The sequence below is a fragment of the Vampirovibrio chlorellavorus genome (assembly GCF_003149375.1).
GTDB lineage: Bacteria > Cyanobacteriota > Vampirovibrionia > Vampirovibrionales > Vampirovibrionaceae > Vampirovibrio > Vampirovibrio chlorellavorus_B.
This window is the reverse complement of the sequence record NZ_QFWH01000005.1, coordinates 251196-261251: the sequence shown is the minus strand read 5'-3', so window position 1 is coordinate 261251 and position 10056 is coordinate 251196. Positions and strand designations below refer to the sequence as shown.

10 protein-coding genes and 1 pseudogene are annotated in these 10056 nt (G+C 55.0%); 7 read left to right on the top strand and 4 right to left on the bottom strand.

Annotation, left to right across the window (positions count from 1 at the left end):
* Positions 1-750, bottom strand: a pseudogene (locus tag DF283_RS08640) (hypothetical protein); the annotation flags it as partial.
* Positions 751-1100: 350 nt separating this feature from the next.
* Here DF283_RS08640 and DF283_RS08635 point away from each other — a divergent pair.
* The 3 genes from DF283_RS08635 (at position 1101) to dnaJ (ending at position 3259) form a co-directional block, all read left to right on the top strand.
* Positions 1101-1250, top strand: coding sequence for a hypothetical protein (locus DF283_RS08635; RefSeq protein ID WP_303674362.1), 150 nt, complete (start codon positions 1101-1103; stop codon positions 1248-1250).
* Positions 1251-1290: 40 nt separating this feature from the next.
* Complete coding sequence (gene grpE, locus DF283_RS08630; RefSeq protein WP_303674361.1) at positions 1291-1962, top strand: nucleotide exchange factor GrpE; 672 nt, start codon at positions 1291-1293, stop codon at positions 1960-1962.
* Between the two features lie 139 nt (positions 1963-2101).
* A complete protein-coding gene (gene dnaJ, locus DF283_RS08625) occupies positions 2102-3259 on the top strand; it encodes a molecular chaperone DnaJ (RefSeq protein ID WP_303674360.1) in 1158 nt (385 codons plus the stop codon).
* A gap of 116 nt (positions 3260-3375) precedes the next feature.
* On the opposite strand, the gene DF283_RS08620 is transcribed toward dnaJ, so the two are convergent.
* Both DF283_RS08620 and DF283_RS08615 read right to left on the bottom strand, forming a co-directional pair.
* Positions 3376-3681: a hypothetical protein gene (locus tag DF283_RS08620; RefSeq protein ID WP_303674359.1), complete on the bottom strand. Its 306-nt coding sequence runs from the start codon at positions 3679-3681 to the stop codon at positions 3376-3378.
* A 158-nt stretch (positions 3682-3839) separates the two neighbouring features.
* Positions 3840-4640, bottom strand: coding sequence for a hypothetical protein (locus DF283_RS08615; RefSeq protein WP_303674358.1), 801 nt, complete (start codon positions 4638-4640; stop codon positions 3840-3842).
* A gap of 242 nt (positions 4641-4882) precedes the next feature.
* Here DF283_RS08615 and atpD point away from each other — a divergent pair, with 242 nt between their 5' ends.
* The 3 genes from atpD (at position 4883) to DF283_RS08600 (ending at position 8022) form a co-directional block, all read left to right on the top strand.
* Positions 4883-6310: a F0F1 ATP synthase subunit beta gene (gene atpD / locus DF283_RS08610; protein ID WP_443083006.1), complete on the top strand. Its 1428-nt coding sequence runs from the start codon at positions 4883-4885 to the stop codon at positions 6308-6310.
* A gap of 17 nt (positions 6311-6327) precedes the next feature.
* On the top strand, positions 6328-6726 hold the full coding sequence (gene atpC / locus DF283_RS08605; protein ID WP_303674356.1) for an ATP synthase F1 subunit epsilon: 399 nt from the start codon (positions 6328-6330) through the stop codon (positions 6724-6726).
* A gap of 219 nt (positions 6727-6945) precedes the next feature.
* Entirely contained in the window at positions 6946-8022 is a 1077-nt protein-coding gene (locus DF283_RS08600) for a DUF2145 domain-containing protein (protein ID WP_303674355.1), read from the top strand.
* Between the two features lie 6 nt (positions 8023-8028).
* Here DF283_RS08600 and DF283_RS08595 read toward each other — a convergent pair whose 3' ends face one another.
* Positions 8029-9309: an aspartate kinase gene (locus DF283_RS08595; protein WP_303674354.1), complete on the bottom strand. Its 1281-nt coding sequence runs from the start codon at positions 9307-9309 to the stop codon at positions 8029-8031.
* Positions 9310-9594: 285 nt separating this feature from the next.
* Here DF283_RS08595 and DF283_RS08590 point away from each other — a divergent pair, with 285 nt between their 5' ends.
* The gene (locus tag DF283_RS08590) at positions 9595-10038 is read left to right on the top strand and encodes a PPC domain-containing DNA-binding protein (protein WP_303674353.1); all 444 of its coding nucleotides are present in this window, start codon (positions 9595-9597) and stop codon (positions 10036-10038) included.
* Positions 10039-10056: the final 18 nt, after the last annotated feature.

The window sequence follows — 10056 nt, the reverse complement described above, 5'->3', positions numbered from 1 at the left end:
CATTCCCATGGGGGCCTGTGGCTGCTGCATTTGCTGCATCATCATCTGCTGCTGCATAGCCGGGTCCATTCCCATGGGGGCCTGTGGCTGCTGCATTTGCTGCATCATCATCTGCTGCTGTAAGGCCGGGTCCATTCCCACGGGAGCCTGCGGCTGCTGGGCCATTTGTTGCTGTAACTGTTGAATTTGAGCTTGCTGCTGGGCCTGCTGCTGTTGCAACTGTTGCTGGAATTGCTGTTGCTGTTGTTGCAGTTGAGCCTGTTGCATTTGCTGCAACTGATTTAATTGTTCCTGGAATTGCTGGGCGGCCAGGGGATTACCTTGGGGTACAGGCGGCATTGTTGGCTGAACCGGGGCTTGTACCGGGGACTGAGGCAATACGGGGGCTTGCGCCTGACTGTTCACATACGCCTGGTTGTTCAGCTGGTTGGCCAGATTCAGGTAATAATTCCGGGCTTGCTCAGCGTCATTTCGGGCGTTGAGGGCGTTCAGATAAAGCTGTTCCAGTTGCTCTCTGGGGGAAGCGGCGGGATTGGGCGCGATGGGGTTTGAATTTCTGCGCTGGAAAGTATCTGCGACAGGAGCCGGGCCGGGGTTGGCAACCCCAGTGTTCGGGGCGCTGGTTGGGACATCCCCAGCGTAGTTGCTTAAAGGCGCATTGATGTTCAGGACCAGGGCGCCCGAGGTTCGAGACTGGGGTGGCTGGGCCGGAGGAACCGCCTGTTGGGGAAGGATTGTTGATATTGCCATAAAGTAAATGCCCCTTTTAATCGCATTCGCATTTGGAACTAAACTAGTAAGATCGCTCAAGCCAGGGTGTTGCTATTCGCTTTTCTATTGTTAAGCCTTTGTTACAACAGTCGCTCTTTTACCGAACCGCCAGCTGTTTTTTAAACAAATAGTCTGAAAGCATCAAGGCTTTGCTTCAGGCCGGATGAACACTGCAGACGGGCGGGGGTAAAGGAAGAAGCCCCTATCCTGTATGGGCATGATTTATCATTAAAGTCAGAACATGCCAAGCGGGTTTCCTGTTCGCCACCTGTTTTGCAACTCTTAAAAAAAGCTTAAGACGCTTTGTCCCAAGTCGGGAGTGTTCTATAATGAGCGCCAGACAGGTGTTTTATCTGGCAATCCGTCTGGTACCGATTGAGCTTGCAGGCGAGAAAGCCTGCCAGAGCCAGCCGGTTCATCAACACCCGCTGAGCGAACGGCTCAACCCAGTCTATTTTTTATCCAGATTTTTTTACTAAACTGTTTATTCAACCGTGGTCCGTGTAGAAGGAATTGAGTATGTTTAACAGATCCTCCCGTCAGGAAGCCCAGGAAACAGAATCGCCTGAGTCCATGTCAGGGGCACAGGACAACGACAAGCCCGATGAATTTCAGCCTGGACCTTCCGCATCCAGCGAAAGCGCAAACAGCCCGGATCTGGCGGCCCTGCAGGAAAAACACCAGCAATTGCAGGACCAGTTCACCCGACTGGCCGCGGACTTTGACAACTACCGCAAGCGCACCCGGGACGAGCAGGAATCCCTGGCCAAATATGGCGCTCAAAAAAATATTCTGGAGCTGTTGCCGGTGCTGGACAACCTGGAACGGGCCACAGGCAGTCTGAAAGAAGACTCTGACCCCAAGCTGCTCTACAAGAGCTTTAGTATGATGCACCGCCAGTTAATGGACGGACTGGACAATATGGGCGTCAAAAAAATTCCTTCAATCGGCCAGGTATTTGACCCCCTGCAACATGAGGCGGTCAGCCAGATGAACAGCGCCGAATTCCCCGAGGACACCATCATCCACGAAGTGCAAAGCGGCTACCAGCTGTTTGACAAGGTGCTTCGTCCAGCCAGAGTCATTGTGTCCACCGGGGCCCCGGAAGCGTCAGCCCCCGAGACGGCCAAGCCTGCGGCGGCCAGCGGTGAGCCTGCCCAAACGCCCGTCAATCCCTTCGCCCAATCCTAGTATTTCTGGCTTGCAGATCAGGGACTCCTGTATAATGCCAATACTGTAGCGGGTGACTGGGCGCCAGCAACGGGCGTCGGTCTTATTTTTGTCCTGAAATTTTGTCCTGAAATATTGAAGCATTCAGAAAGTACCAGCCATGAGTACAACCCGGCGTGATTATTACGAGATCCTTGGCCTTTCCAAAGGTGCATCTGCAGAGGAAATCAAGAAGGCTTTCCGCAAGAAAGCCAAGGCCTGTCACCCAGACACCAACAAGAGCCCCGATGCCGAAGCCCAGTTCAAGGAATTGGGCGAAGCCTACGACGTGCTTTCCGACGCCAATAAACGCCAGGTTTACGACAATTACGGGCACGACGGCCTGAAGAGTGGCGGCTACCAACCGCAATGGGATTTTGCTGAAGGGTTCCCCGACTTGGGTGATATTTTCGCCTCTTTCTTTGGCGGAGGCGCTGGCTACGGGGGCCAACGCCGACGCGGCGGACCCCAACAAGGCAATGACCTCCGTCTGGATCTGCAACTGGAATTCAATGATGCCGTATTTGGCACCAAGCAGGAAATCACCTTTACCCATCTGGAAAATTGCGAACCCTGTCAGGGCAGTGGCTCGGCGGCAGGTTCCGGGCCCTCGGTCTGTACCACCTGCGGCGGTCAGGGGCAGGTTCGCCAAACGGCCCAGACCATTATTGGACATTTCACCCAGATTGTAACCTGTCCCAACTGTCAAGGCAGCGGCTCCATCATTGTAAACCCCTGCGGCCAGTGCAAGGGGCAGGGCCGTACAGCCGTTGAAACCAAGCGATCCATCGTCATCCCCCCCGGAGTGGATCAGGGAACCCGCTTGCGGGTGGCTGGCGAAGGGGATGCGGGTATCAAGGGCGGCCCCCCCGGAGACTTGTACGTGGTTCTGCAAATCAAGCCGCATCCTGAATTCAAGCGGGACGGGTATCACGTCTACTCCCTGCAGGAAGTACCTTACGCCATTATGGCCCTGGGCGGAGAAGTGGAAGTCAATACACTGGAAGGCCCCCAGCCCATCAAGGTTCCCGCGGGCACTCAAAATGGGCATATTTTTAACCTGAAGGCCCTGGGGGTTCCCCACTTGAATAACAGCAGCAAGCGGGGGGATCACTACGTCGAAGTTCAGGTAGAAATCCCCACCCAACTGAGCGGAGAAGAGAAGAAGTTGCTGCAAAAACTGGGTGAACTCCAGCAGGAGCGCAGTAAAAAGGGACGCATTCATCAGTCAGCCTCCATTGTGGGCAAACTCAAGGAAGCCTTTGCGGGCGGGGCCTAATCGGGCAGATTCTCAGGACTCCTCAGGTATCAGTTTTTCCATCTGTCTCTCAAAAAATAACCCGCACCGAGCATCAACTCAGGGCGGGTTATCTGTTTTAATCGGCCAAGGCCGGACTAGATTTTACCGTTCCAGTAACCGCCCTTGCGATCCACCAGTCCGTCCCAGCCGGACCAGAAGCGGAACGGGGGAAACAGACCAATGACGGCATGAGTGGCCACTTTTTGCCCCTTATTGCTGTTTACGGCCTGACCAATACCCGGCCAGACCAGAAAGGACAACACACCAGCGGCCACCGAGCGTCCGGAGATTTTGCCGGATTTTGGCGGATCGGTATTTTCAGCCAGGGAAGCAGGCATGGCTCCAACCAGCAGGCAAGACATCACAACGGTTACCAGACCTGTTTTAAGCAGGTTATTCATCAACATATCTCCTCAAATACTCCTCAAACAGTACCAATTCAGTTGGCGATAGAACAGCGCTATCCCCAATTTATCACTCTAACAGACTCTAACACGTTCATAATGATGGGCCATATTCCTTTAAAGGTCAATGTCTTGCCCTTTGCGAACGATTGGGTTTATTCAACGGGCAGGTTAAAAGAGCCTCCGAAGTCAATGGTCACCGTATCCCCGGGCTTAATGACCACGCTGTCGCCTTTGCCCACCACTGCCACTGCCGCTTTCCCCGTTGTAACCGCAGTGCCCGCCAAGGCCCCGCCCACTACCGTAGCCGGGACGGTAACAATGGTCCCCAGCCCACCAGCGATTTGCTTTCCAGCGGTCAGCCCTTGATTGGCAATGTCTTCAAAGGTCTGTTTTCCCAACTCCACCCCTTTTTGCACTTTTTTGCCAATCCCCGGGTCGGTGTACAAGGCGCCTTGCTTGTTCACCAGCGTGTTTTCAGTGGATAAGTTCAGCGTCAGCGGCAACAACTCTCCCGAGGGCACCACCACATGATCGAAACTCAGGAAAATGGCCCCGCCCCGGCTGAAGAAGGAAGGCCGCTTGACCTCCTGAATACGTCCGCGGACCGTGGTGCCCGCTGGTAAGACCACACGCCGGGTGGCCTGATCCCCCCTAACCGTGAAATCCTCCGTCAGGTAGGCATTAAAGGGATCTCCGACATTGCTGACACGAGAGTCCATGGTGGTGTTGAAGGCCACCGTCAGCATGGTTCCCGCGGGTATCTTCTGGCTGCCACTTTCAATTTTCAGGACAGAGGAGGAGGAAGGGGTCAGGGAGGGTGGAGGCGCTGTCACCTGGGCGAGCGAGGGCACCCAGCCCGTCAGGGCCAACGAGAGACAAAAGGACAGCGCTTTGGCCGTGAAAAAAACCGACTGAAAAATACGATTATTGTTAAAGGGTTGAACAGTCATCATAAAATAGGTCCCTCTGCGTTTGCGCTGGGCAGGCTCTAACTCGATGCGTCCATTATAGCGGAAGCCTTTTGGGTTGACGAAGCGCTTTTTTATGGCAAGATTGGCTTGTTGTCCTCATTCTCAACCTCTTTTGCAAAAAGCAGTTTCAATGAGGGAAAGACGCCCTACAGAGGCGTCTTGAAAGGTTTTTCATTTTTACCCAATCCCCAAGCGTTTAACAGGAGACATTCATGGTCCAGGTTATGCATCAAACCGCTGAAAAAACCTCCACAGGCGTTGTCACCCAGGTCATCGGCCCGGTTGTGGACGTTCAGTTCCCCGCAGGCGAGTTGCCGGAAATCTACAACGCCTTGAGAATTGAAGACAAGGACGCCAATGGCAATCCCGTGGTTCTAGTAACCGAAGTGCAGCAATTGCTGGGCGACAACCGGGTGCGTTCCGTGGCCATGGACAGTAGCGAAGGCCTGATGCGCGGCATGAAAGTCATCAACACCGGCGCGCCCATCAGCGTACCGGTCGGGGATGTAACCCTGGGCCGTATTCTCAACGTACTGGGCGAACCCGTGGATGAGGCAGGCCCGGTAGAAGCGGCCGTAAACTGGCCCATTCACCGTCAAGCACCGACGCTGACCCAGCGGACCACGGAAGTTGAGATTTTCGAGACCGGGATCAAGGTTGTGGACTTGCTGGCTCCCTACTCCAAAGGGGGGAAAGTGGGTCTGTTCGGTGGTGCCGGTGTCGGTAAAACCGTTATCATCCAGGAACTGATTAACAACATCGCTCAGCAACACGGCGGAGTATCCGTGTTTGGTGGCGTGGGCGAACGCACCCGTGAAGGGAACGACCTTTACCACGAATTCAAGGAAGCGGGCGTACTCAATAAAGTAGCGCTGGTGTACGGACAGATGAACGAGCCTCCGGGCGCCCGTCTGCGGGTAGCCTTGTCCGCCTTGACCGTGGCTGAATACTTCCGGGATGTGGCCAAACAGGACGTACTGCTGTTTGTGGACAACATTTTCCGCTTCACTCAGGCGGGTTCGGAAGTATCCGCTCTCTTGGGCCGGATGCCCAGCGCGGTAGGCTATCAGCCCACCCTGGCCACCGAGATGGGTGAACTGCAAGAGCGTATTACCTCCACCAAGGATGGTTCTATTACCTCCATTCAGGCCGTTTACGTCCCTGCGGACGACTTGACTGACCCGGCGCCAGCCACCACCTTTGGTCACCTGGACGCTACCACCGTATTGTCCCGTCAAATCGCCGAGCTGGGCATTTATCCCGCCGTTGACCCGCTGGCTTCCACCAGCCGGGCTCTGGACCCGCTGATTGTGGGCGAAGAACATTACAAGGTTGCCCGTGGCGTTCAGGCCACCTTGCAACGTTACAAGGAATTGCAGGACATCATCGCCATTCTGGGGATGGATGAACTGTCCGATGATGACAAGCTGACCGTGTCTCGGGCCCGCAAAATCCAGCGCTTCCTCAGCCAGCCCTTCTTCGTGGCGGAAGTATTTACCGGCAGCCCCGGCAAATACGTCAAGCTGGAAGACACCATCCGGGGCTTCAAGGAACTGCTGGAAGGCCAGCACGACGATCTGCCCGAACAGGCCTTCTACATGGTCGGTAGCATCGAAGAGGCTCGTGAAAAAGCGGCCAAGCTGAAAGCCTAGGGCCGGGAGTTTTGACGATGTTATTGAAAATCGTAACCCCTGAGCGCGTGGTAGTGGAAACCGAAGTGGAATCGTTTGTCGGCAAGACCATCGATGGCATGATCGGTATCCAGTCCCGGCACATTCCGTTGGTCACCCCGCTGACCGTGGGTATTATGAGCTACACCCAGAACGGTCAGAAGTATCCGCTGGCTGTGATGGGCGGCCTGCTGAGTACCGATGGCAAGCAAGTGACCGTGTTAACGGATGCCGCTGAGTTGAGCCGGGAAATTGACTCCGTTCGGGCCACCCGGGCCAAAGAAAGAGCGGAAGCCGAGCTGCGTCAGCTGAGCGACCGGCGTGAAATCGCCCAGGCTCAGGAATCGCTGGCCCGTGCGCTGACTCGCCTGAAACTGGTCAACGGCAAAAAAGGCTAGTAACCCGCAGTATGCAATCGTAAAAAGAAGCGGTAATGAACAAACGCCGCTTCTTTTTTTATGGCTTGAATCTTTTGTTTTTCCAGGTAAAATACACAACAAATATATCCTTGCAATGGGTGTGGGTTTCACTGTAAAAACACACGATAGACGGAATCCAACGGAATCGGAGGGGTCTCTGCCGAAGGCGTCTATTGTCAAGAAGAGGGGTTGAGGGTTTTGTTAAAATTACCTGTCTGGGCGCTGCCTGCCAGTCAGCCTGCGCAATCCAAAAATTTGTCCAAGGAGCATCAATCGGCCCGGCAGTTAAAAAGCGCCATGAGCCCCTTTGCGGGCGCGCCACCCAGGGATCAGTTCAGGTCAGCCGCGGGGCGGAGTGTGCCGCAGCCACGGCTAAAGCCGCTCAGCAGCGCCGGTTTGCCGCCTTTACACAATCGCAAGGCCGAGCATTATTTCATGTTTTTCCCGTCTCTCTACCGGCGAGAGTGGAATCGCTCCTGTCCGCCGCCTCGCCCGGAATTGGCAGAGCCTCCTTTTGAGACCGTGGTCATTAACAATCCCCGGAAGCTGGAGATTGCCCAAAGGCTATCAGATTGGACGTTGGAACAGATGAAGGAGGCCAAGGCCGATATCGCGGTGCTTGCCCGGGGGGGAAGTCATATTTCCAAAACTCAGGACCGCACCTGGATGGAGCATAGCGGCATCCTGATTTTTAACCGAAAAAGTCAACAGTGGGAAATTTATAACCTGCTCAATGACTTTTGCGATCAGTCTCCCCGCTGCGATATTTGGCGCAATCAACCGCTGGATTTCTTTTACACCCAGCCGAACCACGACGAAAACGCCATGCTGCTCATACCCGACAAGGCCTTGCGGAAAAAACTCCGGCGGGGCATCGAGAGTGGGGCTTACAAAAAATTGCAATTCACCAAAGACTACAATGTCATTACCCGTTTTGACGGCGACAGAAGTCTCAATTGCAACAAGTGGGTGCTGATGAATCTGGTGGCCGCCCGTTCGGATGATTATGAGCCTCAATCCGTACTGGCGGAAATTGGTAAAACCTTCAAGCCGGGGCGGGTGCTGGTCTGCCCCATCATTCGCCCCCTGGCCAAGCAGCATCCAACCGTACTTCAGTCGGAAGCCCCTTTGACCGGGCCACTGAACACCGTCACCGCCGAAAGTTTGTACCGGTCCAATTTTTTTGAAAAAAAACTGTTTTACGATGAAAATACGGCCAGCCGACTGGGGCTATTGGACAGGATTAGCGAAACGGTCTTCCAGAGTGGGGACTAGCAGGGGTTAGTAGCCCACTTTCTCATTGACCATCACGTCCTCGGCGGAATGGGCATGGGGGAAAAACTTGCGGTGAATGGCCCGAACAGCCTCATGACCCTGGGCTTTATCGACCAGACAGCTGATTTTAATCTCGGAGGTGGAGATCATCTTGATGTTGATGCCGTTGTCAGAGAGCGCTTCAAACATTTCGGCGGCAATGCCCGGACGATCAATCATCCCGGCGCCCACAATGCTGACTTTGGCGATTTCAGTGTCGCTGGTGATGGTGTCCGCCCCAATTTTTTGCTGGACGGCTTTCAGCACGCGCAGGGCGTCATGGGCATCGGTGCTGTTGATGGTGAAGGCAATGTCATTGGTGCCTTCCCGCTTGCCCAGAGACTGGATAATCATATCCACGCTGATGTTTTCGTTGGCCAGACTGCCGAAAATCTCGGCGGCCACCCCCGGTTGATCCGGGCAACCGACCACGGCAAAGCGGCTTTGGCTGTTGTCACAGGCGATGCCGGTCACGGCGTTACCCCGGTCGGAGCTGACTTCTCCAATCATCATGGTTCCAGAATCCTCCAGGTAAAAGGTACTGCGTTTGCATAACTTGATGTTTCCCTGCCGGGCCAATTCCACCGCCCGAGGGTGAAGCACCTGAGCCCCTACCCGGGCCAGCTCCATCATTTCAATGTAGGAAATCTGATCAATCTTGATGGCCTCGGGCACCACCCGGGGATCGGTGGAGTACACGCCCCGCACGTCGGTGTAAATATCGCAACGCTCCGCGTTCAGAGCCCCGGTTAAGGCCACCGCCGAGGTATCCGAGCCGCCCCGGCCCAGCGTGGTGAAATCGCCCTTGCTGTTGATCCCCTGAAAGCCGGTCACCAGAACAATATAGCCCTGATTCAGGTGGTTGAGCATGTTTTCGGTCTTGATTTCCAGGATCCGGGCCCGGTTGTGCAAATCCTCGGTGTGAATGCCAGCCTGAGCCCCGTTCATACTGACGGCCTGATAGCCCATGGTCTGAATGGCCATGGCCACAGCGGCCACGGAGACCATTTCCCCGGTAGCCAGCAAGGCGTCATACTCCCGCCCGCCCGGATTTTCAGACAATTGACCGGCCAATTCAACCAGATCATCGGTGGAGTCCCCCATGGCGGAAATAACGGCCACGGTACGGTACCCCTTCTCGAAAGTGTCCACGATGATCCGGGCCACCTTTTTGATTTTTTCGGCGTCCGCTACGGAACTGCCGCCAAATTTCTGGACGATGATGGGGGATTCGCTGTAGGGGGACACGAGGGGCTCCTTCAAACCAAAATGAAAGGGGGATCACGTGAGGGAGAGGGGCTGTGGGCTCAGGCCAACGCCTGAATTAAAACCGGAATAATCGATAAATTGCCGGGTAAATGACTTTGAACGCTTCCCAAAAGACAGATCAAGTCACTGGGCAATACAATAGCAGGCCTGCTGGCTGTGGGCAAGGGCAACTCGGGAGGATTCCCTTTGCCAGATTGGCGCTAGACTGGCATAATACAGAAGAGATTTTCACGCAGTAAAATCGCGTTGTGCGGAGTGCGTTTGATGGTCAAGGTTTCAAGGGCCTTTAAGGCCGACACGGTGCATATGGGCCGCCTGGAGAAGGGGGCCGACATCATCCAGTCGCTGGAGCGGTTTTGTCTTGAGAACAATATCAACGCGGGCTGGGTCAATGTCATTGGCGCGCTGGAGAAAGGCACCATCAGCTATTACGACCAGCGGGAGCATGGCTATCATCATCAGCCGCTGAGTGGAGACTATGAAATCGTCAGTTGCAGCGGCAATATTTCCCTGAAGGATGGCAAGCCCTTTGCCCATTTGCACATTGTGCTGTCCGATACCGATTACCAGACCGTGGGAGGGCACTTATGGCCGGGGACCACGGCCATTTTCGCCGCGGAGTTTGTGCTGTTTGCGTTTCAGGGGCACTCTGACAGTGACCTTCTTGAACGCTGCCCGGACGTGCAAACCGGGCTGGCCCTCTGGTAAATTCCGGGGTAGAGTCCG